The sequence below is a fragment of the Paenarthrobacter sp. PAE-2 genome, assembly GCF_026013155.1.
GTDB classification, from domain to species: Bacteria; Actinomycetota; Actinomycetes; order Actinomycetales; family Micrococcaceae; genus Arthrobacter; species Arthrobacter ureafaciens.
In genome coordinates this window covers 137,553-161,440 of the sequence record NZ_JAPDNV010000001.1, presented here as the reverse complement: position 1 = coordinate 161,440, position 23,888 = coordinate 137,553, and the positions used below count along the sequence as shown (strand labels likewise).

Sequence of the window (23,888 nt, the reverse complement as noted above, 5' to 3'; positions counted from 1 at the left end):
ACCTCGCCGCGGGCATTGCGGGCGGTGGTCATCCAGAGGCTCCAAGCCCCTCTGGCGACTATGATCGTTGGTAGGGACCCCGGGTTAGCCCCAGTGCAACCGTGTCCGGCCCCGTGAATCGTCACTCGAAGAAGAGGTTCAAGTGTCTCCTGCACCAATGACCCAGCAGTATTCCACGATTTCGCCGTCGCTCGCCGTCGGCACCGACGAACCCGACCGCAACCTCGCGCTGGAACTCGTCCGTGTCACCGAGGCCGCGGCCATTGCCGGTGGCCACTGGGTTGGTTTCGGCGACAAGAACAAGGCAGACGGCGCCGCCGTGGATGCCATGCGTTCGTTCCTTCACACCGTCCACTTCAACGGCGTCGTGGTGATTGGTGAAGGCGAAAAAGACGAAGCCCCCATGCTGTTCAACGGTGAGCAGGTTGGCGACGGCACCGGCCCTGAATGCGACGTCGCCGTCGACCCCATCGACGGAACCCGCCTGACCGCCCTTGGCATCAACAACGCCCTGGCAGTCCTGGCGGTTGCCGAGCGCGGATCGATGTTCGACCCCTCGGCCGTCTTCTACATGGAGAAGCTCGTCACAGGCCCCGAAGCCGCCGACATGGTGGACCTCCGCCTCCCGGTCAAGCAAAACCTGCACCTCATTGCCAAGGCAAAGGGCGTCAAGGTCAACCAGCTCAACGTCATGATCCTTGACCGCGACCGCCACCGCCCGCTCGTGGAGGAAATCCGCGAGGCAGGTGCGCGCACCAAGTTCATCATGGACGGCGACGTAGCCGGCGCCATTGCCGCGGCCCGTACCGGCACCGGCGTCGACGCCCTCATGGGCATCGGCGGCACCCCCGAAGGCATCGTTGCAGCCTGCGCCATCAAGTCCTTGGGCGGCGTGATCCAGGGCCGTCTCTGGCCCACCTCCGATGACGAGAAGCAGAAGGCCATCGACGCCGGTCACGACCTTGACCGCGTCCTGTCCACCAACGACCTCGTCACCTCGGACAACTGCTACTTTGCAGCCACCGGTATCACTGACGGCGACCTCCTGCGTGGCGTCCGCTACACGAAGGACCGCGTGCTCACCCAGTCGATCGTCATGCGCTCCAAGTCCGGAACCGTGCGCTTCGTGGACGCAGAGCACCTGGCGTCCAAGTGGGAGACGTACGCGCGCAAGGCTTAGTACCCCCGGCTCATCGCGCCCTGGGCGCGAAAGGCGCCCCATCGCTCTGCGGCTATCTCCTCGTTCCTCGTCGATTTGATGCCGCTGACGCGATGGGGCGCCTTTCGCTATCCCGGTGCGTTTTGGTGCCGCGGTTTAACCTTGGCGCTTCTTGGGGTGATTAGGGGCGGGGAAGTTTGTTGCGCAGGGTTTTTGCTGTGTCGCGGAGTTTCCTGGCCAGTTGGTAGGCGCCGTAGCGGGCTTTGTTGACCGGGAGGTCCCAGGTGCCGGGGTAGGACACCTCGCGTCCGCCGAAGGACTTCTTGAAGGCCGTGAAGCCCGCCCACTTGTGGTCCGGTTCGCCTTCCGGGGCCACGCCCCACAGGTCCACGTGCTTGAGGCCCTTCTCCTTGGCATCGGCCATGAGGTTGACCAGCAAGGGGATGCCCGCGCTGAGCTTCCGGTGGGCGTCGTCCAGGGCTGCATGGGCGTAGACGCGGGTATCGGCGGAGTCGTAGGCGAAGGCCGCCGCGATCGGCTCGCCCTCAAGCTCGGCGATGAACAACGTGCCCGCGCCGGAGGGTAGCAGCGACTGCGCAACGGTGGTCAGGTACCCGTCACTCTGCGGTTTGAATCCGTTCCGGGCCGCGGTGAGGTGCAGGAAGTGCAGCAGGACGGAAACGTCGGCGGAGTCCTGCGACGTCCGGAACGTCACACCCTTCTTGTGGATGTTGCGGTAAAGGTTGCGGTTGGTCGGCTTCATCCCGGCCAGCACGTCCTTGAAGTCCCCCTCAAGGTCAACCACCCAGCTCAGCTCCGGCTGCTGGTTGACCGGCGCCGGCCGCAGCCCGCGGGCTCGCAGGAGGGCTCCGGCGTCGGACGCTGTGAATCCAGCCGCAACGGGCTCCATGCGCACGAAGACAGCATGGACCTCCTTGGCCAGGGCCACCAGAGCCGCCGTGGCGGCGTCGAACGCTTCCACGGAATCTGCCACGGGTCCGTAGGGGGAGTAGAGAACCTTGCCGGCGGGGTTCTTTTCCTCGATCGCGAGGAAGCTCCAGCCCGGTCCCGATTTCTCATGGACCCGGCGGCCGAGGGCACGCTGGACACCGGCCCACGCGGGCGTCTGCAGGAAATGGTCCATGCTTATTTCCCCAGTCCGGTGGTCACGGCGAAGGCCACGCTGGTTCCGGTGGCACCCTGGACAGGGTGTACGTTGACCGGGTTCTCAATCTCCGGGATGAACGCGGCGCCACCGCGCTGCACGCGGAGATCGCTCTTGGGGGAGTCGAGTACCACAGTTCCGGCAACAACCACGACGACGGCCGGACCGGTTTGTGCCAAAGGCACCGGGGCTGCGTCCGGACCCAGTTCGATCCGTTGGAGCTGGAATTCCTTGAAAGGCGGACGGTACAGTTCCTGCCCGAATTCCGTGCCCTCGGCCAATACCCTGGGCACGCCCAAAGACTCGAAGCGGACGGTCTTGAGCAGTTCGGCCACATCCACATGCTTTGGCGTGAGCCCGCCGCGGAGCACGTTGTCCGAGGACGCCATGACCTCAATGCCCAAGCCCCGGATGTAGGCGTGGATGTTCCCGGCAGGGAGGTATATTGCTTGCCCCGGCTCCAAGGACACAAGGTTCAGCAGCAGCGAAATGAGGACGCCGGGATCGCCGGGGAAGGCGTCGTTGATGTCCAGCAGGGTGGTCAGCGCTTCCTGGTGCGGTTCCCGCGGAGCACCTGCGCGGAGCACGGATTCCACGGCGACCACGGCTCCGGAAACCGTGCGTCCACCTTCAATCAGCCGGGTAAAAGCGGCCCGGAGCGCTGCGGACTCGTCAGGCTGGCCAAGATCGGCGATGACGCCCGTGATGGTGTCCGGGGCATCCATGGCTGCCGAATCCAGGATCGTCGCAAGGTGTTCGAAGATGCCCTTCGCGGCTGCGGCGGACCGGAAACCGCACAGGGCCCGGAACGGCGTCAGGGCGAAGATCAACTCCGGCTTGTGGTTGTCATCGCGGTAGTTCCGCTCGGCGGCATCCGCGGGCAACCCTGCAGCATTCTCCCGTGCGAAACCCTCGCGCGCCTGCTCCAGGCTCGGGTGTACCTGCAGGGACAGCGGCTGCTCAGCTGCGAGGACCTTGGTCAGGAAGGGCAGCCGGGGGCCGAACTCCGCCAGGCTCTCTGCGCCCAGATGGTGTAGCGGGTTCGAGGCGATTAATTCATCCAGGGACTGCGTCACGCCGTTGGGGTGGATGGCGGTGGACGGCGAATCCGGATGGGCCCCGATCCAAAGCTCCGCTTCCGGACCCCCCGAAGCGGGCCGCCCCAGCAAGTCCGCGATCGCCGTCGTCGAACCCCACACGTAGGGCCGCAAAACATTCTCAATCAGATACACGGAAAGAAGTCCTTATGTTGCTCGGAATGGGATGAAAAGGGGCGGTTAGAGCGGGGCGCACTGGCCATTGGTGGCCACGAGGTTACGGATACCCTGTTCGTCACCCTGCGCTTTGAGGCCGTTGAGCAGTTCCTCGGTGATCGGGGTGCCGTCAGGGGTGGTGGTGACCGGAGTGAAGTCCGACGACGACGGCGAGGGCTGCTGGCCGGCGGGCTTGAGAACTGCTGGCTGGACGGCTGCCTGCTGTTGGAGGGAGAGCTGCGGTTGAACCGGACCGGAGGCGACTATTGGACCCGCTCCCGGCGCGGTGTTGGACACTATGGAGTCGTTGGCCTTGGGTCCGTTGGAAGGCGTCAGCAGTTGCTGGACCCTTGAATGGATCAGGTCGAAATCGGGCACCGTGGAGAAGGAGGCGTCGAAGTCCGGCGGGCCGATGGTGAGGCGTTTGACCGGCTGGTTCTTCGATTTCAAAGCGAGGTCGACGAAGCTGCCCAACTGGGATGACGAGATGTTCGAATCCACCACCTTGGTCCCTGCGTTGGCGATGTCCTCGAACTTGGTCAGCAGGGTTGCCGGATCCAACTGCTTCAGCATGGCCTGCTGCACGCACTGCTGGCGGGCGATGCGGGCGTAGTCGTCCACGAACTCGCGGGACCGTCCGTACCACAGGGCGTGGAAGCCATCCAGGTGCTGGTCGCCGGCCGGGATCCAACCGTCAGGCATGCCGTGGATTCCGTTGGCTTCGTCGGTGACGGGCCCGCTGATGGGAACCCAGCCGCCGGCCTTGATACGGATGCCGCCCATGGCGTCGATCAGTTTTGCGAAACCGTCCATGTCCACCAGGACATAGGCCTGGACAGTGATGCCAAGTGTTCCGGACACCGCTTCAAGGGTGGCTTGGGCCCCGGGGTCTGCGACGCCGGGGTACAGGTCCTGGTAGTTGTTGGTGACTTCCGTGTTGACGGCGTTGATGAGGCACTCGTTGCCGCAGTTGTACCCGTCGGGGTAGATCTTGCGCATCGGCGAATCTTCGCTGAACTGCGCATTCTGGAGGTTTCGGGGCACCGAGATGATGGCGCTTTCGCCGGTCTTGGCGTCCACGCTGATGACGGAGAGGCTGTCCGGACGGCGGCCGGTGCGGTCATCTCCGGCGTCGCCGCCCATCATAAGGAAGTTGTAGCGTCCGTCTACCGGATCAATGGCGGGCCCGGCATTGAAGATGCTGCTGATCGCGTTCCTGCTGACATTCAGGACGTAGGCGAGGTAGCCGAGTGAACCGCTCCCCAGGACAGTGGCAGCGACCAGCACGACGGCGATGATGGGCCGCATGCCCGGGGCCAGCAAAACCGGACGGATGATCCGGAGTGTGTTGAGGAACAGGAAGGCCCAGCCAAGGGCCAAGGCAATGAGCACCACGATGATCACAAGGGAGCCGACGGGGTGCGTCACTATGCCCAGCAGGAGGCTGCGGTTCAGGACGGCGATCAGTAAAGCCAGGATCGCTACCGCCCAGACTGCGAGGGTTACGCGCAGGGCAAGGCGGCCGAGTTTCCGGTCGCCGGCTACGATCTGGGCGCTGCCGGGGACGAACAAGGTGAGGAGGACCAGCACGAACGCGCGTTTGGTCCGCACCGGGGCGCTGGCCCCGGACGGATATCTGACGGGATCAGTCAGGGCTCCGCCTCGCTGACTGGTGTTCTGGTTCATGGTGGTCATCCGCGGCCTTCCTAGCGGGTGCTCCCCTCGGAAGTGTTTGCGGAAGCGAAGACCTCGCTGACTTTCTGCCGCAGGTTTTCGCCCTTCCTGGTGGCGGTATCGTTCAGTTCCCGGGCGAAGGTGAGGAGGTCTTCGCGGAGGCGGACAGCGAGGTCGTCAGTTCCTGATGCCAGCATCCGGACGGCCAGCAAGCCTGCGTTCCGGGCACCGGCGATCGAGACGGTGGCCACCGGAACGCCGGCAGGCATCTGGACGATGGACAACAACGAGTCCATGCCGTCCAGGGTCTTCAAGGGAACGGGAACACCAATCACGGGAAGGGGCGTGACGGAGGCCAGCATGCCAGGCAGGTGTGCCGCTCCGCCGGCGCCGGCGATGATGACGCGAAGTCCGCGCTCATGGGCGGTCTGGCCGTACCGGATCATCTCCGTGGGCATCCGGTGGGCGGAAACGACGTCTGCCTCGAACGGAATGCCGAACTCCGCCAAAGCATCGGCCGCGGCCTCCATGACCGGCCAGTCCGAATCCGAACCCATCACGAGGCCTACCAAGGGAGCGACTGTGGGGTTTGTCATGCGTTCTCCTCAGAGGATTCCGACGGGACGCGGCCGTCCCGGATGGTGTTTGCGACTGCCGTTGCGCGGGCACGGACGGAATCCACGTCGGAGGCGGTTGTGCCCAACAGGTTGACGTGGCCGATCTTGCGGCCGGGGCGCACGGACTTGCCGTAGCAGTGCACCTTGGCAGCCGGTTCAAAGGCCAGGGCCAGGGGGAAGGCAGCAAAAAGATCCTGGTTTTCCCCGCCCAGGAAGTTCTTCATGACGGCCACGGGTGCCAGGGCGTCCGTGGCACCCAGCGGAAGGTCCAGGACCGCGCGCAAGTGCTGTTCGAATTGGCTCGTGATGGAGCCGTCCTGGGTCCAGTGGCCGGTGTTGTGCGGGCGCATGGCGAGCTCGTTGATGAGGAAGCCGGCACCGACGCCCGGGGTTTCAAAGAGTTCAGCCGCCATGACGCCCGTGACGCCAAGCTCCGTGGCGATGCGCAGGGCAGCATCCTCGGCTGCGGCAGCCACTTCCACGGAGATGTTCTGGGCGGGGGCAATGACTTCATCGCACACCCCGTCCACTTGGATGGTGTGCACCACTGGCCACGCACGGGCCTCGCCGCTGGGTGTCCGCGCAACCAGGGCGGAGAGCTCGCGGCTGAAGTCCACCTTGGCTTCGGCAAGGAGGGGACTCATGGCCTGGAACCAGCTGGCGGTGTCTGCGGCATCCTCGGGGGAGTCGACGATGCGCACGCCCTTGCCGTCATAACCGCCGCGGGGTGTCTTCAGGACCACCGGCCAGCCGATCTTGTCTCCGAACGCCACCAGCTCCTCCACAGTGCTCACGGCAGCCCACTCGGGGTTGGGAAGTCCGAGGCGGTCGATCGCGGCACGCATCACCAGTTTGTCCTGGGCGTTCACCAGTGACTCCGGCCCGGGTTGGACGTTCACGCCGGCGTCAAGCAGGGCGTGCAAGTGGTCCGTGGGGACGTGTTCGTGATCAAAGGTCAGGACATCCACGCCCTTGGCAAACTCAAGGAGGGTGTCCAGGTCCTTGTAATCGCCAACAGGCGCTGTGGCCACGGCGGCTACCGCTGAAACGTCCTCACCTTCGGCCAGGACGCGTAGTTCAAAGCCCAGTGCAGTAGCGGGCGGGGCCATCATGCGTGCGAGTTGGCCTCCGCCAACAACGCCAATAACAGGAAAAGTCACAAGGTTCAGCCTACCGAACCAGCGGCTCGATCACGGATTCCCCAGCGTAGTCAACTGCGGGCAGGAACGTAGTCAACTGTGTTCAGGAGCGTTGCCACCTGTGTTTTAAGGGCCGCGGAGGACCCTGGAAGTACCGTCAAACAGCGTCTGTACAGGCTGCTCCAAGGCAACCCAAAAAAATCGGCGCTAAAATGGATGAGGCCCACCGGCCCTAATTTTCAACGGCCTTGGAGGGTCATGATCACCACACTTGCAGATCGCATCCGCGGACTTGCCTCGCTCTTCTGGCGCGAAGTAGCCAAGTTCGGCGCCGTTGGAGGTGTAGCTTTCGTCATTGACTCCGCCGTTTTCATTTGGCTCTTTTCGGGTCCCATGCACGGCAGCGAGGTCTGGGCCAAGGCGATCGCGACGATCGTTGCGAGTATTTTTTCCTGGATTGCCAACAGGTTCTGGACCTTCCGTCACCGGAAGCAAGCGAATGTTGTCCGTGAGGCCGTTCTCTTTGCCGTCATGAACTTCGTCGGGCTTCTCATTGCGTCGGGCTGCGTGTGGGTTGCCAAGTACATCCTCAACCTCAATGACAAACCATCACTGTTCATCGCCGGCAGCGTAGTGGGCTTGATCCTCGGGACGATCTTCCGGTTCTTCGCCTACCGTTTCTGGGTCTTCAACGAAGAACTCGATGCAGAGCCCGAGTTCTCGCACGACCACGAGATCCTCGAGGTCCACCACAAAGCCCAGGGCGGAACCGCCGATGCCGGCCACGCCGGACCTCCAACGGGCGAGTTTCCCCGCATAAAGAACGGTTGACGGGCCTACGAACGGCTAACGCGCTCGTTCTCGAGCAGATGCTCGGTCACGTCCACATCCTCGTGCACCAACACCACTGAACCGTCCCCCTGCCAGGCGCCAAGAGCTGCCGACAGTCCGGACTCCAGTCCTTCGGAGGCCCGCACCAGCAGACGGACGCCGGGCTGGGCGGCTTCCGCAAACTGCTCCATAAGATCCGCGTGGGCATAGCCGGCGTTGCCACGCACGGCTGCGAGTTCCGGGGTGGGCTCGTTGTGCACCATGAATACGTCACCGTGGGAACGCACTTCGGCAGCGTAGTCAACGACGCCGGGAGGCAGCTCGCCCGGCCAGCTCATGGCCAGCGCCGCGAGGGGTACAGCCACGACAGCGTCGTATGCCGCGCCCGGGTGGTCAGAGGGATCATTAGTCACCAGCAGATCTGCGGCTGAGCCGTCCAGAACAACTTCCATGCCGAGCTGCCAAGCGGCCAGCGCCCACACAAAGGACTTCCAGTGCGCAGGGAGATCGATCCTGATGGCCGTGCCCGGTTCGGCGTCGAGTTCGTCCTGCAGCAGGTTGCTGGTTTTGGCCACCCAGTTGTCCAGGACCCGGCCGGACAATTCCACCCGTTCGGAGTCGGGGCCGTACCACGTGAGCCTCGGCGAGGTGGAGTGGCCGGATCGCAGGGCGGACATCAAGTTGGCTGCCGGGATACTCATGGGTCCATCTTGGCACGCGTTGCACGGGCAGCGGGATGCCCTGTGTGAAATGCCGCACACCAGAATTAGTCCATTCGCTGGCGGGGCCGGCAGCCATGGCGGGAATCCGCGGAAAGCCGGGGTACGCGGGCGGCAAGCGGGACGACGCTTTCGTTTTGGTTCCGCCACGCCCGGGGGTCGGTCCCAAAACGTTGGGCGTGGCGCAGCCCACGTTTCTACAGATTCTTGATTATTATCCCGGCGCGGCTTGACTGGCAGCTAGTTACACACGTGTAATTAGTAATCAAACGCCGCTGCACAGAGGACCGGAACAAACACCGGGAATCGGAAAACATCCAAGCAGCAGCTGCAAAATCAGGAGGGACGCCATGGGGCAAGCGTTGCGTATCCAGGAAGATGCAGTCGTCGCAGAACACGCGTCGGTGAAATACCGGTCGCGGGAAGTACCCGGGGATTGGTATGTGGATCCGGCGGATCCCGAAGCGGCAGAGAAATACAACCAGAACGTGCAGCAATCGCTGGAGGAGCAGGCAACGGCGCTCCTCGCAGCCCACGAGGCCTTGATCGGGGACGACCCCGCCGCGGCTGAGGACGAACTTGACGATCCACCCATGGAGTTGCGCCGTCCGCTTGAAAACCCGGTGCAGCCTGTCTGGATCGGGTTGCCTACGCAGGCTGACTTCGATGATGAAGGTGAGCTTGGCTGGCAGACGGATGCGCTGTGCGCACAGACCGACCCCGAAGCGTTCTTCCCTGAAAAAGGCGGTTCCACCAGGGACGCCAAGAAGGTCTGCGGAGCGTGCAACGTCCGCTCGCAGTGCCTTGAGTACGCCCTCGCGAACGACGAACGATTCGGTATTTGGGGCGGCCTCTCCGAGCGTGAGCGTCGTCGGCTAAGGAAGCGAGCGGTCTAATTCTTAAGGAAGTGCACGTTACCGCCGTCGTGGTTGCCCACGACGGCGGGAACTATCTCCCCAGGACATTGGCGGCATTGTCGAACCAGACGCGTTCGGCAGATGCCGCCATTGGCGTTGATGCTGGATCGACCGACCATTCGGCGGAACTGCTCCGCAATGTCCTCGGCGATTCAAACGTGGTGGAACTTCACCACCACGCAAAAGCCGGGTTTGGTTCTGCCGTCCGGTCCGGATTGGAGCAGTTGGCTCCCGCCGGATCAACGTCGTCGGAAACAACGGAATGGATCTGGTTGCTTCATGATGACGCGGCCCCGGCCCCGGATGCGCTGGCGGAACTCCTCCACGCCGTTGAGCGGACTACGTCGGTCACAGTTGCCGGTTGCAAACAGTTGGGCTGGGACAACGAGCGGCACTTGGTTGATGTGGGCTTGTCCACGAGCCGATGGGCAGAACGCCTGACGCTGATCGACGCAGACGAGGTGGACCAGGGCCAATACGATGCCCGCACCGACACCTTCGCGGTCAATTCGGCAGGCATGTTGATCCGACGCGATGTCTGGGAGCAGTTTGGCGGCTTCGACCCAGCACTGCCCGGGAGCGGCGATGACGTCGACTTCTGCTGGCGGAACTGGCTTGCAGGCAACCGCGTGGTTGTTGTTCCCAGCGCACGGATGTTCCACGTGGAGCACCGCCCCAACGGCCTGGGAACCTCCGCGGCTGCCCGCAAGGCCCAGATCCACCTCCGCCTCAAACACACTGCCTGGTGGAAAGTGCCGTTCCACGCTGTGGGCGCGCTGCTGGGCTCTTTGCTGCGCCTGGTCCTCAGCATCCTGGTGAAGGAACCCGGCTACGGCTTCTCGCAATTCACCTCCACGGTTTCCGCCCTTGCCCGTCCAATGGCAGTGGTGCGAAGCCGACGCTCAGCCTCCCGGACGCGGAGCCTGCACCGGACCGTGGTCCGGGGACTCCAACGCTCCTCGCGCGAGGTCCGCGCGCACCGGCGTTCGCTGCTGGAAGCCATCCGACCCCCTGAAGAGCGCCAAGAGGTCTCCGATCTCCTGGCACCGGAACCCAGCGGAGACTCCACGGACGACTTCGCGGCACTGGCCACGAACGAGCGCGGTTGGGTGGGGACCGGAGCGGTGGCAGCGGTCCTCGTCACCCTTGCCGCAGCGATGGTGGGACTTCTCGGGCTTCTCCGCACGGGAGCAGTTACAGGAGGAAGCCTCCTGCCGGTGTCCGCGACTCCGGGAGCCATGTGGGACAACGCCTCCACGTGGTGGATTTCGTTGGGCGCCGGATTGCCCGGCCATGGTGATCCATTCGGATACGTTCTGTGGGCGATCTCCATCCTGGGCTGGGGCGACGGCAACGCAGCGATGAGCTGGCTGTTGGTCCTGGCCCTGCCCCTGTCCGCACTGGGCGCTTGGTTCGCCGTTGGTGCGTTGACGAGACTCCGCCGTTTCAGGATGGTAGCGGCCCTTGTCTGGGGGAGCGCGCCTGCACTTTTGATTGCCGTCAATGAGGGCCGTCTTGGTGCCCTCGTGGCACATGTCCTGATGCCCTTGCTGCTCTTGGCGCTGTTGCGGGCGTCCGGTTCAGCATTGGCCAACGGTGGCCGGCACCAACTCCCCGCCCGCCGTCCCGCCCAGGGCCGAAGCAAGCCCGGGGTCAACGGAGTGCCCTCATGGACCGCAGCTGCTGCAGCGGGCCTGGTGATGGCTGCCATTACGGCATCAGCTCCCTCGTTGCTGGGGCCCATCGCCGTAGCCATCGTCCTGGCTGCCGTTGTTTTGGGACGTCGGGGAAAAACGTTGTGGTGGTCGCTTCTGCCCAGCGCCGCACTCTTTATCCCGTATGCGATTTCCGCCGCGGACCGTCCCCGCTCCTTGCTCGCCGATCCCGGCGTGCCCCGGTTCTTCGAAGCTGCACCGCTTTGGCAGCAACTCCTTGGGCAGCCGCTGGCGTTCGACGTCGACGGCGGACTAACCGGTCTGGGGCTCTTTGGACCGGGGTCGGTTCCCTGGGCCCTCATCCTTGCATTGCTGATCGGCGTCCCGGTGCTGGCGCTTGCTGTCGTCGCCTTGTTCCTGCCCGGTAAGCGCATGGTCCTGGCCCGTATTTTCTGGCTGGCCGCCCTGGCCACTCTTGCCTGCAGCTGGTTGTTCGGGCATGTGGCTACGGGCGTGAACAACAACGTACTGGCCGGCCCCTTCACGGGACCGGCTGTTTCGGCGGCCGGGGTACTGCTGTTGGGTGCTGCGATGATCGGCGCCGACCGTATCTTCGGCACGTCCCGGTCCGCGGGTGCAGGGCATTGGAAGCCGTCGCTGCGCGGAGCCGTCTCGGGCGTCACCGTCGCCGTCCTGTTGGCCGGCCCGTTGGCCGGCATGGGCGCTTGGGTAGCGCAGAATGTCCTGCAATCGGATGCCCCGACGACCCAACGTGCGCAGGCCGGTGCGGCCGCCTCACTCGGCGCTCCACGACAGGTCCGGGCGGTGGCGACCGCCACCCTGCCGGCCACCGCCGTCGACCGCGGCGAGGGACCCGAGCGTACCAGGACGCTGGTTATCACCAGCGGCGAGCAGGGCGAGTTCACGTCGTCATTGATGCGGGGTGCCGGTACCACTCTGGACAGCCTTTCCACGATCGCCTCGGCCCGCACCATCAGCGGTGCGCCGGGCCGGGAGGAAATGAACACCGACGACGCCGCAACCGCCTCGCTCCGCAGGGCCGTAGCGACGATCGTGGCGAGCACGGGGGTGGATCCACGTGCTGATCTGGAACAACTCGGCGCAGGTTTCGTGGTCCTCAAGGCTGCGGACAGCGCCGCGCAACTGACCGCCAGCCGGATCGACGCAGTTCCCGGACTTGTTGCTGTGGGGCAAACCGAAGCTGGATGGCTGTGGCGCGTCACTCCGCGCGGAGCGGCGGCCACCACGGTCTCGGACACCGCTGTCCGCGCACGGATCATTGACGCCAAGGACACCGTGATCGGTGCCCTGCCTTCCGAGGACGTGAGCGTGGCCGGGGACGTGCCCCCAGGCGACCCGGGGCGCAAGGTGGTACTCGCTGAGCGCTTCGACACCGGCTGGAAGGCGTGGTTGGACGGCAAGGAGCTCCCTGCCACGACGTCCGGCTGGTCCCAGGCCTTCGAACTTCCCGCCACCGGCGGGCACCTTGAAATTCGCCACACCAACCCCTGGGCCCTATGGCTGGGAATCCTGCAGGTGCTGGTATTCGGGCTCACGGCACTCCTGGCCGTACCCGTACCCGCCCGCCGTTCCCGGACCGGCATGACAAGGGACGAAGTTTCCCTCCGTAAGGAGTACAGCAGTGTCTGACGAGCAGGAGAAAGCGGGCCGGGACAACCGGCGCAATTCCAAGAGCCGGCGCGGTTCCAATAAGGGCGTTGTCGGCGGCGTGGTGTCCGCTGTGGTGATCCTGGCCGCCGGGGGAGGCGCCGTGGCAGCATCCGGAATGGTTCCCGGTCCAACGGGCAGCAGCAACGTCGAAGTGAAGCAAGCCGATGTCCCTGCCGGGCGGTCGCTTGGCGTCTGCCCTGAGCCTGCCCGGTTGGTCACTGGAACCGATGTGGATACCGATGCCGACTTCAGCCCGGTATCGACAACCGCGACGAGTGCGCTCAACGCCGTCGTCCTCAGCAATCCGGCCGGAACGGTCCCCGGAAGCAACGTCACGTCCCTGGACGGCAAGGGCATAGCCAGGATCGCCCAGGCTCCCACCAGCACGCCCTCGCCCACGCCGGGTCCGCCCGTGCTGGCCGCAGCCGTTGCTTCCATCACGTCCGTGACGTCCCCGGCAGTGGTGGGCGCGGATGCGATCGGAAACGAACAGGCTTCCCTGTCGGCAAACCTCAGCTATTCGGCCACGGACGGTGACCTGCGGGGCATGGCGGCCGCGCAGTGCCAGCAACCCGGAAACGACTCATGGTTGCTCGGCGCCAACACGGCTTTGGGCCGGACTGCGGTGCTCAACCTCAGCAATGCGTCCGAGACCCCTGCCACGGTCAGCCTGGACCTCTTTGGTGCCCAGGGGCAGATCCAAGCTCCCGGTGCCAGGGGCCTCCTGGTCGCGCCGGGGACCACACGCTCGGTGAACCTGGCTGGATTGGCCCCGAACGAGTCGGAACTGGCGGTGCACGTCCGCAGTACCGGCGGGCCCGTGGCCGGAACCATCCAGCAGAGCGCCCTGCGGGGGCTTGTCCCCGGCGGCGTCGATTTCCTCTCGCCCGGCACGGCGCCGTCCACGCTTCAGGTGATGTCCGGCGTCGATATCCAGGACGCCGCAGCTGTTCAGGCACTCGGCGGGAAGCCAGGTTTCACCGATGCTGTCCCGTCGCTCCAACTGGCCGTTCCGGGCTCCAGTGACGCCGTGGTGCAGGTGAAGGTCTACGGCGCCAACGGAGAACGGCAAATCCCCGACGGGGGAGTGGTGACCGTGAAGGGCGGCACTGTTGCGTCGTTGAAGCTGGACGGACTTCCTTCCGGCAGTTACACCGTCACGGCGAGCTCGGACGTGGCGTTCGTGGCCTCCACCCGCGTTGTCCGGGGAGCCAAGGCTGACTCACCGGCCGACTTTGCCTGGTCCCCTTCTGCTTCCCGTCTGGGCAGCCAGCACTTGGTAGCTGCTCCGCGTGCGGGCCAGAGCTTCTTCAGTTTCGGGGTGCCGGAAGGGCGGGCAACCGTGAGCTATGCCCCGGTGACCGCCGATGGCAAGGTCGGGAAGTCCGTGGACGTCGATATGTCCGGCGGCACGACGTCCCTGATCGAGCTCCCGGCGACGTCGGGCGGTGCTGCGGTAGCGGGTTACGTGGTTTCAGCTGAAGGTGATCCGGTCTACGGTTCCGTGGTCCTGGGAAACAAAGACCGTCCCGACGTGTCCGTGCTGGCCATTCAGGACGCCGCGGACGGCCTGCGGAAGGTACCCGTCACGGTCGGTTACTGAGCGGCCTGCAGCCGGCGCGGTACGCGGTGCAGTCCGGCTTGAGGCTGCCGGCACGCCGTCCTACTGATAACGACGGCGGTACACGGGGTCGAGCGTCTCAGGTGGCACTCCGAGCATCTCGGCCGTGTACTCCACCACAACGTCATGGACCAGGTCCTGGAGTTCCTCGCGGGTGCCCGCAGCCTGTTCAACAACCCGCCGGTACACCGTGATCATGGGAGGTTCGCCTCCACGGGCCGGCGTGTATGCCCCCATGGGCGCTGCCGTGCGTTCGGCGACCAGCTGCTCCAGCCGGGGCGGGATCTCATCCACGGCAAAGAGCACGCCATCGAGTTGCTGGCCCCACATCTCCTGCAGCCGTTCGGCCGAGTCGAGCACCATGTCATCGAAGCGCTCGGAGCGGGACCGGAAGCCCGGAAGGTTGGGTAGCATCAGCTCGCCCCGCAGGCCCCGCCCGTGACGGTTGCGACGGCGCCGCCGGAACCCGCGGGGGGCTTGCGCAGCAGGGTCAGTGGCCTGACTGCCGTTGGCCTCATTCCACTGGATGGTGAAGCCAGGAACCTGTGGCTGTGACTGCATACAACGACTGTAGTCCCGCCCAACCGCCAGCGCGACATCATGGGGCCGGCGCCGCCGTCGGGCCCTGCTTTGGTGCCGAAAAGCGGCCTGCTGTGCCCGTCAATGCATGCTCCAGGGGTCAACAGCGGCTAATCTGGGATGTTGTGGGTGCTATTCGCCAGTGTTCAAGATCAGCCTGCCGCCAGTCAGCGGTAGCTACTTTGACGTACGTCTATGCCGAGTCGACCGCCGTTCTGGGTCCGTTGGCAACGTACGCCGAACCCCACGCCTATGACCTCTGTGCCCAGCACGCGGAGACGCTGACCGTCCCGCGGGGATGGGAAGTGCTTCGCCTGGCCATGCCGGGCACCCCGCCGCAGCCGGGGCCGGATGATCTGCTGGCCCTTGCGAACGCAGTGCGGGAAGCCGCATCCGCAGCACCGGAAAGCCCTGCCCGTACCCCGCGCACTCCGGTGGAACCGCCTGCCGCAGTTGAGGGCACCCGAAGGGGACACCTGAGGGTCCTGCGCGAACCTTCCTGACCTGGCGGCCAGCCCGGGCACGGAGGCAATATTTCGCCGGCTCCGTGACGGTTAGTCCCGCGCGGTAGGCTGGAACCTGCAGAACAATCAGCCCGTGGCGCCATGCCCGGCGCCATCCAGGGAGCATTCACCATGCCAAAGGTAAGTCCTGAACTGTTGTCCATCCTGCGTTGCCCGGTGACAGGGTCTGCGCTGGTGCAGGAAGGCGAGGAGCTCGTCTCCACGGAGGCCGACGCCGCCGGCAACAAGGTCCGTTACGGAATCGAAGACGGAATTCCCCTGCTCCTGCCGCCGGACCTTCTTCCGGCCGCCGACGCCTGATTCTCCCAAGACACGAATTCCACAAGGTACATCGAAGGACACCCATGACTTTTGACTACAAAGTAGCCGACATCTCCCTGGCCGAGGCCGGACGCCACCAGATCCGCCTCGCCGAACACGAAATGCCGGGTCTGATGTCGCTGCGCGCAGAATTCGGCGCCTCCCAGCCCCTGAAGGGTGCCCGGATTGCCGGCTCGCTGCACATGACCGTGCAGACTGCCGTGCTGATTGAGACCCTCACCGCTTTGGGCGCCGAAGTCCGCTGGGCATCGTGCAACATTTTCTCCACCCAGGATGAGGCCGCGGCCGCCGTCGTGGTTGGCAAGGGAACTCCGCAAGACCCGCAGGGTGTTCCCGTCTTCGCCTGGAAGGGCGAAACCCTGGAAGAGTACTGGTGGACCGCAGAGCAGATCCTCACCTGGCCGGGTGCCGACAGCAACCCGGAGTTGGGCCCCAACATGATCCTCGACGACGGCGGCGACGCAACGCTCCTGCTGCATAAGGGCGTTGAGTTCGAAGCCGCCGGGGCTGTCCCGGCTACAACCGACGAGGACCCCGAGGAATACGGCATCATCCTGGACGTCCTTCGCCGCACGCTTGCCGAGGACCCGCAGAAGTGGACGCGCACCGCGGCCCGCATTAAGGGCGTCACCGAGGAGACCACCACGGGTGTCCACCGCCTGTACCAGCTCGCCGAGCAGGGCAAGCTCCTCTTCCCGGCCATCAACGTCAACGACTCCGTGACCAAGAGCAAGTTCGACAACAAATACGGCATCCGCCACTCCCTCCCTGATGGCATCAACCGGGCCACCGACGTCCTCATGGGCGGCAAGGTCGCCGTCGTTTGTGGCTATGGCGACGTCGGCAAGGGTGCGGCCGAGGCGCTCCGGGGCCAGGGTTCCCGCGTCGTGGTTACCGAGATCGACCCCATTTGTGCCCTGCAGGCCGCCATGGACGGATACCAGGTCGCCAAGCTGGAGACGGTTCTGGCGCAGGGTGACATCTTCATCACCACCACCGGCAACAAGGACGTTATCCTGGCCGAGCACATGGTGGGCATGAAGAACAAGGCGATTGTGGGCAACATCGGCCACTTCGACAACGAGATCGACATCGCAGGGCTCGCCAAGCTTCCCGGCGTCAAGAAGGTTGAAATCAAGCCGCAGGTCCACGAATGGGTCTTCGACTCCGGAACGGACAACGAGCGCTCCATCATCGTGCTCTCCGAAGGCCGCCTCCTGAACCTTGGCAATGCCACGGGCCACCCGTCGTTCGTCATGAGCAACTCCTTCGCCAACCAGACCATCGCGCAGATCGAACTCTGGACCAAGCGCGATCAGCCTGCCGGTGAACGTGAGTATGAGAAGCAGGTTTACGTCCTGCCGAAGATCCTCGACGAGAAGGTGGCACGCCTCCACCTTGACGCGCTTGGTGTGGAGCTGACCGAACTGAGCAAGGAACAGGCCGAATACCTGGACCTCGACGTTGCCGGTCCCTACAAGCCGGAGCATTATCGCTACTAAGCCTTGTGGCAAGAACTGGAAGGCCGGACACGCGAATCTGCGTGGCCGGCCTTTCGGCTAAAATTGACTGTTCAGTAAAGCTGCCGGGGGACAGGAAGACAGGAACCATGACCGAAGTCGCAAAGCGGAAAACAGGCAAGGTTGTTGCGATCATCGGGATCTGCGCGGCCATTGTGGCCGGCGGGATCGGTGTGGCCACCATCCCCGGCCTGCTGCCGGGTTCCGCTTCCAATGACCCCGGAATGGTGCAGTCGCCAGCTCCCGAGGCCAAGCCTGTGGAACTGGGCGTCACTCCGCTCGATGGCGCGGTGGAGTGGAATCCGGTGGTCGGCCCGCAGGTCAAAGCAGTCAACGGCAAAATCAAGGACGTCCGCCTGGTTCCTGCTGACGGGGGTACTCCCGTGCAAGGGAAGATCAGTCCGGACGGCAGCACGTGGACCACGCTGGAGGTCCTGAAGTTCAAGACCCAGTACAGCTACTCCTTTACGGTGGCGGACTCCGCCGGCAAGGAAACCACCAGAAACCAGACTTTCACCACCGTCTCGGCAGCCTATGAAGCTGACGCGTCCATCTATCCCCGCAACGGCACCGTGGCAGGATCAGGCCAGCCGATCGAGATCAACTTCAGCGAACCGATCCTGGACAAGGCCGCCATGGAAAAGCGCGTTGCTATCACTGTCTCCTCGGGACAGCCGGTGGCGTGGCACTGGTACTCGGACAAGAAGGTACGCATCCGGCCCGAAGCCTTCTGGGCCGCGGGAACCACTGTCACGGTGGACATGAAACTCCTGGGCGTCGACTTCGGCAACGGAATGATCGGGAACGGGGACGTCACGTCCACCTTCACCACCGGTCCGCAGCGCATAGCCGTGGTTGATGACACCACCAAGACCATGAACGTGTACATCGACGGCAAGCTGGCACACACAGCGCCGGTGTCCCTGGGCGGGGAGGACTGGCTCTCGCCCACGGGCTATGCGGTGATCATGGAGCAGGAACGCCACTCCAACTTCAACGCCGGGACCATCGGGCTGAAGCCGGGGGACAAGGGCTACTATCCGCCGCTGGTGGTGGAGTACGCCAACCGGCTGACGTGGTCCGGCGTCTACGTTCACCAGGCTTTGGAGGCCGCCTGGGGTGCCATCGGACGCGCCAATGTGTCGCACGGTTGCGTAGGCCTCTTGCCTGAGGATGCCGCCTGGTTCTTCAACAACATGAAGACCGGCGACGTCGTGCAGATCCTCAACACGGGCGCCCCCGCCGTCGAGCCGCTCGAAGGCTTCGGTGACTGGAACATTCCATGGGCAAGCTACGCCCAAAGGTAGGCCCCTAACCCAAGTGGGTCGCAGTTAAGCGCGTTATGACGGGTCTAAACGCGCACTAAGGCGACCTGCTTGGGTGCAGTCAGCGCTCCGTGAACGGCAGCTTGCGGAGCCTTTCACCGGTGGCCAGATTGCGTTGCTCGGCACGCTTGAGCCGCTCGTACTCCCGGTTCCGGCGTTCGCCCAGGACTGCCCCGATGTAATCTCCGGGCATGGTTCCTGCCGGCGGGGGCGGAGCCACATAGCTGGCAAGTTCGGAAGCCAAGGCAATGGCCATGTTGGTTCGCGATGCCGGCGCCATCCGATACGCCTGTTGGACGAACGTCGCCGCACGGCGCGCGGTATTGTCCGGGATGCGCCCGATGTCGGCCATGGCCACCCACGCTTGAAGGTACGGTGGCGCGGCAGGGAGGATACGCGGTTCCACAGGAACCCTCTGGCGAAGGGAGTATGTTCCGGCCACGATGTCACCCAACCGTTTGGACTTCTCGCTGAACAGCGCCACACCAATGGCGAGTCCACCAAACGTCACGTAGATTTCGAGGAATCCGAGCAGGCCGCGGATAACCGCATGCCGGAACCGGATGGAACCGCCGTCGTCGCGGACAATGCGGAGTCCTGCGGCAAGCTTGCCCAGGGAACGACCACGGGTGAGGGTTTCCACCGTGACCGGGACGATGACGAACGAGAAAACGACGCAGGCCAGGATGATGGCCCGCGTTGCGGCCGCGTCCAGGTCCGGTGCGGCGAAGCCGACGAGGATGATCAGCAGGATGAGCAGCACGACGTTCGCGATGACGTCCAGGACCAGGCCCAGGGCGCGGGCGGCGAATGATGCTGGGCGCAGTTCAAGGACTACTGCCTCGCCTGTGACGATTGAACTCAACCGGGCGCCGCCTCTCTCGTAGCTTTTTGCCCTGCGAAAAGCATGACCTGCCTTTGCTGCACTGAGTCTAGCCGCGTCCCCGCTGCCGCGCGCGTGTCAGGGACTAGGGTGGAGCCGTGGACATTGATGCCTTCTCAGCCGTCAACGGGAGCAAATGGTCCAGGCTTACTTACCTGGCCCATAAACGGCGGCTGACCGGGGAAGAGGCCGACGAGTTGCTGAGGCTGTACCAAACCGTGTCAGCGCACCTCTCGCTGATCCGTTCCGTGGCGCCGGAATCGGCCTTGTCGTCGTCCCTGTCCGCAGCCTTGGCCCAGGCCCGTACCCGGTTTACAGGGGCCAGGTCCAACTTCATGGAAGACCTGGCCCACTTCTTTGTGATCGCGTTGCCTGCGGCTTTCTACCGGATCCGTTGGCTGACCGTGTGGTGCGGACTTTTCTTCTTGGCGGTGGGTGGGGCGTATGCGTTGTGGATCGGTACCTCGCCGGAGGCCTTGCGGGCGGTATTCGGCAGCGACGACAATATCCGCCGGTACGTCGAGGACGACTTCATCGACTACTATTCCGAAAATCCCGCAGCATCATTCGCCGGTGCCGTGTGGACCAACAATGCCTGGATCTCCGCGCAGGCTGTTGCCTTCGGCATCACCGGATTCTGGGTGCCCATGATCCTCTTCCTCAACGCCCAGGCGGTAGGAGCCGCGGCCGGAGTCTTCGTGGCGACCGGGAAGCTGGACATCTTCTTCAGTTACATCCTCCCGCATGGCCTGATGGAACTGACGGCCGTCTTCATTGCTTGCGCAGCCGGATTAAAGATCTTCTGGGCCATGGTCCAACCGGGCCCGAGAACCCGGCTCCAGGCTGTTGCGGAGGAAGGCCGGTCCTTGGTGACCGTTACGCTGGGACTGGTTCTGGTGCTGCTTGTCTCCGGCGTCGTAGAAGCATTCGTGACGCCCAGCCCCTTGCCGGTGTGGGCCAAGATCACTATCGGGGCGATGGTCCTCGCCGCCTACTGGGTGTACGCGCTGCTGCTGGGCGGACGTGCCTTCCGCGCCGGGGAAACGGGAGACCTGGAAACGAACGACGCCGGATACCGGGGCATAGCTGCGTAGGCACCTTACAGTTACGTTTCAATCTTGCCGACGGCGGGGTGGCTCCTGTTTCGGTGCAAGGGCGGACTGTAGGCTCGAATGCAGACAAGAATCCGGCAGCACGCAGTGGCCGGTCGATGCCTACGGAAGTGAAACCGCTGTGAGCGACAAGAGCCCGAAACCACAAGAACCGGACACGGACGTCCACGACGATCCCGATGAACCGGCCTTCGAATGGATGAAGCCCGCATCGTCCGGCGCCACGTCGGCTGCGGGGAACTCCGCCCCAGCCGATGCAGCAACAAAAGCCCAGCCGGCGCCCACGACTGGATCCCAACCCGCGGCCCCGACGGGAGCCCAGCCCGAAAGCCGCGCTGGAACCCAGCCCGAAAGCCGCGCCGGCCGCAAGGCCGCCGAAGCTGCGGAAACTGAGCCCGAGCCCCCGCTGTTCGCAGGTTCTTCCCCTGCCGGCAAACCAACCGGCGGCGCGTCGCACTCGGAGCCGTTACCGACGTCGGCCCTTCAGGTCCGTCCGCCCGAAGAGGAAGTTGCCCGCCGCAACGCAGAGCGCGAGCAAGCGGCCAAGGTGAAGCCATTGGCGCCCCGCATCTTCCAAGTGCTGCTCGCGATTTTCTTTCCCATCATCTTGCTGGTGCTTGCCGTCCGTGCAGTAGCCAGCCCCCTGTTCCTCTGGATCGAGTACAACCGGCCGGGTTTCCCCGGGGACGGCTACGGGTTCAGCACCGAGGACCGCATGACCTACGGCTCCTACGCCGTGGACTACCTCAGCAACTGGGCTGGTCCGCGGTACTTGGGCGGCCTGGTTCATGAGGACGGCAACCAGCTGTTCAAGGACTCCGAAGTTTCCCACATGGCCGACGTCAAGCTGGTCATCCTGTCTTCCTTCGGGGCCGGCCTCCTGCTGATCATCCTGAGCTTCATCGCCATCATGTACCTCCGGAAGAAGAGCGACGGCGGTGTCCGCCGCGGCCTGTTCGCCGGCTCGATCGTCACGCTGGTGATCATCATCGGTCTTGCCGTGTTGGCTGTCCTGAGCTGGCAGCAGTTCTTCACCGAGTTCCACCGCATCTTCTTCGCCAGCGGCACGTGGACTTTCTCGCTCGAGGATACGCTCATCCGCCTTTTCCCCGGCCAGTTCTGGGTCGATGCCGGAATCGTCATCGGCGCCCTGGTGTTCCTGGCAGCCACGGTGACCTTCATCCTGACGTGGCCCACGCGCCGTCGTCGCGGTCTGGGAGCCAAGTCGGCGGATGCCGACGAAGCTGCCGATGTTGAGGCCGAGGCTGCAGACCCCACGAAGGAATCAGCAAGCACCACGCGGTAAGGCTGCTTTTCAGCCCAGGTGGCGCTACTTTGCGTAGAGCTTCTCCACCAGCTTGGCGAAGTCGTTCGTCACCACATCGCGCTTCAGCTTCAGCGACGGCGTGAGGTGGCCCGATTCTTCGGTGAGTTCGCTGGTGATGAAGTCGAACTTCCGGATGGACTCTGCGGCGGACACCAGCTTGTTGGCTTCATCAACGGCGGACTGCACTTCAGCGCGTACCCGCGGGTCTGTGGATGCTTCCTGGAGGGAAAGCGCACCGAGCTTGTTCTCCGCGCACCAATCCGCGAGTCCTTCAGGATCGAGGGCGATCAATGCGGCAACGAACGGCTTTCCATCGCCGACGACCACTGCCTGGCCCACCAGTTGGTGTTCACGGAGCTTCTCCTCCAGCGGTGCCGGGGCGATGTTCTTGCCACCGGCAGTGACCAGCAGGTCCTTCTTGCGGCCGGTGATGGTGAGGAATCCGTCCTGGTCGAGTTCGCCGAGGTCTCCCGTTCGGAAGAACCCGTCGACGAACGCTGCCTCCGTGGCGGCCGGGTTGTTGTGGTAACCCTTGAAGACGCCGATGCCCTTCACCAGGATTTCTCCGTCGGCGGCTATCCGGATGGTGGTCCCGGGGAGGGGAATGCCTACGGTGCCGATGCGGAACATGCTGGGTGTGTTGACCGTGCAGGGGGCAGTGGTTTCGGTCAGCCCGTAGCCTTCCAGGACAGGAACGCCGGCCCCGTGGAAGAAGTGGTTCTCCCGAAGGCTCAGGGGACTGGCGCCGGAAACCGTGTAGCCCACGGCCCCGCCGAAGACCTCACGGACTTTGGGGTAGAGGAGCTTGTTGAACACCGCATGCTTGGCGCGCAACGTCCAGCCGGGCCCGGTGCCCTGCCCGCGCGAGGCGAGGGCAGCCGCCGTCGAATATTCCACGGCCGTTGACGATGCCGCGGCGAAGAGCCGCCCTTTGCCGCTCATGGCAGCCTTGTGCCCGGCTCCGGCGTAGACCTTTTCGAAGATGCGGGGGACAGCCAGCAGGAACGTCGGTTTGAAGGCGCCGAGGTCATCCATCAACCCGCTCGCTCCTGCGCTGTGGCCCATGGTGATCCCGCCGGTCATTGAGACCACCTGCACTGCCCGCGCCAGGACATGGGCCAACGGCAGGAACATCAGGGTCCTTGCCCCCGGCTGCATGAGCAGTTCAGGCAGGAAAGGAATGACGTTGCGGGTGATGCGGACAAAGTTGCCATGGGTGATTTCGCACCCCTTTGGCCTGCCCGTGGTGCCGGAGGTGTAGACAATCGATGCGACATCAGCCAGGTTCGCGGCGCTGCGTTGCCGTTCCAGCTCAGCGTCGGTGATGCCGGTCCCGACGGCGGACACGCTGGTCAGGTGCGGTGCCTCACCTTCGTGTTCCATGCGGATGATGGTGACCAGGTCATCACCCAGGGCGGCCGACTTGTCCACCACAGTCCGGACCAGTTCAGCCTTGGCTGTGTCCTCGACGAAGACGCGGCGGGCTCCGGAGTCCACCAGGATCCATTCGATCTGGCTTGCCGATGACGTCTCGTAAATGGGAACGGTAACCCCGCCGGCCATCCAAATGGCGAAATCCACCAGCGTCCACTCAAAGCTGGAGCGGGAGAGGACAGCCACCGGATCTCCGGGGTTGAGTCCTCCTGCAATCAGGCCCTTGGCGAGTGCGCTGACGTCGGCCAGGAACCGGGATGCCGTGACGTTCAACCAGCCGTTGGGTGTCTTGTGGGCATAGAGGATGCCAAAGGGATCTTTGTTGCACCGTTCCAGGAGGAGGTCCGTGACGTTGCTGTCCTCATCGGCCTCCACCAGAAGCTCTGTGCTTGCTTCCCTCACGACCCTCCTCGCTTTCCGG

Annotated in this window: 20 protein-coding genes; 11 read left to right on the top strand and 9 right to left on the bottom strand. The window is 64.4% G+C overall.

Going from position 1 to position 23,888, the window contains the following annotated elements; translation table 11 throughout:
* Positions 1-157: 157 nt before the first annotated feature.
* Positions 158-1,180: a class II fructose-bisphosphatase gene (gene glpX, locus OCL88_RS00575; RefSeq protein WP_264961239.1), complete on the top strand. Its 1,023-nt coding sequence runs from the start codon at positions 158-160 to the stop codon at positions 1,178-1,180.
* Between the two features lie 160 nt (positions 1,181-1,340).
* Here the strand turns inward: glpX and OCL88_RS00570 are convergent, their stop codons facing one another.
* The 5 genes from OCL88_RS00570 to OCL88_RS00550 are packed head-to-tail and all read right to left on the bottom strand — an operon-like array spanning position 1,341 to position 7,028.
* Positions 1,341-2,303 (bottom strand): lipid II:glycine glycyltransferase FemX, encoded by a 963-nt coding sequence (locus tag OCL88_RS00570; RefSeq protein ID WP_264961238.1) that lies wholly within the window; start codon positions 2,301-2,303, stop codon positions 1,341-1,343.
* Positions 2,304-2,305: 2 nt separating this feature from the next.
* Positions 2,306-3,556, bottom strand: coding sequence for a mannose-6-phosphate isomerase, class I (gene manA / locus OCL88_RS00565; RefSeq protein WP_264961237.1), 1,251 nt, complete (start codon positions 3,554-3,556; stop codon positions 2,306-2,308).
* 45 nt (positions 3,557-3,601) lie between these two features.
* Positions 3,602-5,272 carry an LCP family protein gene (locus OCL88_RS00560; protein ID WP_264961236.1) on the bottom strand — a complete coding sequence of 557 codons (1,671 nt, stop codon included), beginning with the start codon at positions 5,270-5,272 and terminating at the stop codon, positions 3,602-3,604.
* An 11-nt stretch (positions 5,273-5,283) separates the two neighbouring features.
* Complete coding sequence (purE, locus tag OCL88_RS00555; protein ID WP_264961235.1) at positions 5,284-5,847, bottom strand: 5-(carboxyamino)imidazole ribonucleotide mutase; 564 nt, start codon at positions 5,845-5,847, stop codon at positions 5,284-5,286.
* Positions 5,844-7,028, bottom strand: coding sequence for a 5-(carboxyamino)imidazole ribonucleotide synthase (locus OCL88_RS00550; protein ID WP_264961234.1), 1,185 nt, complete (start codon positions 7,026-7,028; stop codon positions 5,844-5,846). The genes purE and OCL88_RS00550 overlap by 4 nt, the downstream gene beginning before the upstream one ends.
* Before the next feature lie 237 nt (positions 7,029-7,265).
* Here OCL88_RS00550 and OCL88_RS00545 point away from each other — a divergent pair, with 237 nt between their 5' ends.
* Entirely contained in the window at positions 7,266-7,838 is a 573-nt protein-coding gene (locus OCL88_RS00545) for a GtrA family protein (protein ID WP_264961233.1), read from the top strand.
* Between the two features lie 5 nt (positions 7,839-7,843).
* Here OCL88_RS00545 and OCL88_RS00540 read toward each other — a convergent pair whose 3' ends face one another.
* Positions 7,844-8,539 (bottom strand): TIGR03089 family protein, encoded by a 696-nt coding sequence (locus OCL88_RS00540; RefSeq protein WP_264961232.1) that lies wholly within the window; start codon positions 8,537-8,539, stop codon positions 7,844-7,846.
* A gap of 368 nt (positions 8,540-8,907) precedes the next feature.
* On the opposite strand from OCL88_RS00540, the gene OCL88_RS00535 reads away from it, so the two are divergent.
* Genes OCL88_RS00535 through OCL88_RS00525 form a run of 3 tightly spaced genes read left to right on the top strand, consistent with a single transcriptional unit; the run spans position 8,908 to position 14,424 of the window.
* Entirely contained in the window at positions 8,908-9,453 is a 546-nt protein-coding gene (locus tag OCL88_RS00535) for a WhiB family transcriptional regulator (protein WP_021471485.1), read from the top strand.
* Positions 9,454-9,464: 11 nt separating this feature from the next.
* The gene (locus OCL88_RS00530; protein WP_264961231.1) at positions 9,465-12,800 is read left to right on the top strand and encodes a glycosyltransferase family 2 protein; all 3,336 of its coding nucleotides are present in this window, start codon (positions 9,465-9,467) and stop codon (positions 12,798-12,800) included.
* A complete protein-coding gene (locus OCL88_RS00525; protein ID WP_264961230.1) occupies positions 12,793-14,424 on the top strand; it encodes a DUF5719 family protein in 1,632 nt (543 codons plus the stop codon). The genes OCL88_RS00530 and OCL88_RS00525 overlap by 8 nt, the downstream gene beginning before the upstream one ends.
* Positions 14,425-14,484: 60 nt before the next feature.
* On the opposite strand, the gene OCL88_RS00520 is transcribed toward OCL88_RS00525, so the two are convergent.
* The gene (locus tag OCL88_RS00520) at positions 14,485-15,003 is read right to left on the bottom strand and encodes a metallopeptidase family protein (protein WP_021471482.1); all 519 of its coding nucleotides are present in this window, start codon (positions 15,001-15,003) and stop codon (positions 14,485-14,487) included.
* 143 nt (positions 15,004-15,146) lie between these two features.
* On the opposite strand from OCL88_RS00520, the gene OCL88_RS00515 reads away from it, so the two are divergent.
* The 4 genes from OCL88_RS00515 to OCL88_RS00500 all read left to right on the top strand — a co-directional run bounded on the left by OCL88_RS00515 (position 15,147) and on the right by OCL88_RS00500 (position 18,693).
* Positions 15,147-15,524: a DUF3499 domain-containing protein gene (locus OCL88_RS00515; RefSeq protein WP_031216227.1), complete on the top strand. Its 378-nt coding sequence runs from the start codon at positions 15,147-15,149 to the stop codon at positions 15,522-15,524.
* A 132-nt stretch (positions 15,525-15,656) separates the two neighbouring features.
* Positions 15,657-15,845 carry a hypothetical protein gene (locus OCL88_RS00510; RefSeq protein WP_062099075.1) on the top strand — a complete coding sequence of 63 codons (189 nt, stop codon included), beginning with the start codon at positions 15,657-15,659 and terminating at the stop codon, positions 15,843-15,845.
* A gap of 44 nt (positions 15,846-15,889) precedes the next feature.
* On the top strand, positions 15,890-17,368 hold the full coding sequence (ahcY, locus tag OCL88_RS00505; RefSeq protein WP_264961229.1) for an adenosylhomocysteinase: 1,479 nt from the start codon (positions 15,890-15,892) through the stop codon (positions 17,366-17,368).
* 107 nt (positions 17,369-17,475) lie between these two features.
* The gene (locus OCL88_RS00500) at positions 17,476-18,693 is read left to right on the top strand and encodes a L,D-transpeptidase (RefSeq protein WP_264961228.1); all 1,218 of its coding nucleotides are present in this window, start codon (positions 17,476-17,478) and stop codon (positions 18,691-18,693) included.
* A gap of 79 nt (positions 18,694-18,772) precedes the next feature.
* On the opposite strand, the gene OCL88_RS00495 is transcribed toward OCL88_RS00500, so the two are convergent.
* On the bottom strand, positions 18,773-19,576 hold the full coding sequence (locus tag OCL88_RS00495) for an RDD family protein (RefSeq protein ID WP_264961227.1): 804 nt from the start codon (positions 19,574-19,576) through the stop codon (positions 18,773-18,775).
* 116 nt (positions 19,577-19,692) lie between these two features.
* On the opposite strand from OCL88_RS00495, the gene OCL88_RS00490 reads away from it, so the two are divergent.
* Positions 19,693-20,688: a stage II sporulation protein M gene (locus tag OCL88_RS00490; protein ID WP_264961226.1), complete on the top strand. Its 996-nt coding sequence runs from the start codon at positions 19,693-19,695 to the stop codon at positions 20,686-20,688.
* A 139-nt stretch (positions 20,689-20,827) separates the two neighbouring features.
* Entirely contained in the window at positions 20,828-22,012 is a 1,185-nt protein-coding gene (locus OCL88_RS00485; RefSeq protein WP_264961225.1) for a TIGR01906 family membrane protein, read from the top strand.
* Positions 22,013-22,036: 24 nt separating this feature from the next.
* Here the strand turns inward: OCL88_RS00485 and OCL88_RS00480 are convergent, their stop codons facing one another.
* Positions 22,037-23,869 (bottom strand): AMP-dependent synthetase/ligase, encoded by a 1,833-nt coding sequence (locus OCL88_RS00480; protein ID WP_264961224.1) that lies wholly within the window; start codon positions 23,867-23,869, stop codon positions 22,037-22,039.
* Positions 23,870-23,888: the final 19 nt, after the last annotated feature.

What these genes read in the sequence shown, in the direction of transcription:
- glpX (WP_264961239.1), top strand. Translation starts at nt 158, where the DNA reads ATGACCCAGCAGTATTCCACGATTTCGCCGTCGCTCGCCGTCGGCACC.
- OCL88_RS00570 (WP_264961238.1), bottom strand. Translation starts at nt 2,303, where the DNA reads ATGGACCATTTCCTGCAGACGCCCGCGTGGGCCGGTGTCCAGCGTGCC.
- OCL88_RS00560 (WP_264961236.1), bottom strand. Translation starts at nt 5,272, where the DNA reads ATGACCACCATGAACCAGAACACCAGTCAGCGAGGCGGAGCCCTGACT.
- purE (WP_264961235.1), bottom strand. Translation starts at nt 5,847, where the DNA reads ATGACAAACCCCACAGTCGCTCCCTTGGTAGGCCTCGTGATGGGTTCG.
- OCL88_RS00545 (WP_264961233.1), top strand. Translation starts at nt 7,266, where the DNA reads ATGATCACCACACTTGCAGATCGCATCCGCGGACTTGCCTCGCTCTTC.
- OCL88_RS00540 (WP_264961232.1), bottom strand. Translation starts at nt 8,539, where the DNA reads ATGAGTATCCCGGCAGCCAACTTGATGTCCGCCCTGCGATCCGGCCAC.
- OCL88_RS00535 (WP_021471485.1), top strand. Translation starts at nt 8,908, where the DNA reads ATGGGGCAAGCGTTGCGTATCCAGGAAGATGCAGTCGTCGCAGAACAC.
- OCL88_RS00520 (WP_021471482.1), bottom strand. Translation starts at nt 15,003, where the DNA reads ATGCAGTCACAGCCACAGGTTCCTGGCTTCACCATCCAGTGGAATGAG.
- OCL88_RS00510 (WP_062099075.1), top strand. Translation starts at nt 15,657, where the DNA reads ATGCCAAAGGTAAGTCCTGAACTGTTGTCCATCCTGCGTTGCCCGGTG.
- ahcY (WP_264961229.1), top strand. Translation starts at nt 15,890, where the DNA reads ATGACTTTTGACTACAAAGTAGCCGACATCTCCCTGGCCGAGGCCGGA.
- OCL88_RS00500 (WP_264961228.1), top strand. Translation starts at nt 17,476, where the DNA reads ATGACCGAAGTCGCAAAGCGGAAAACAGGCAAGGTTGTTGCGATCATC.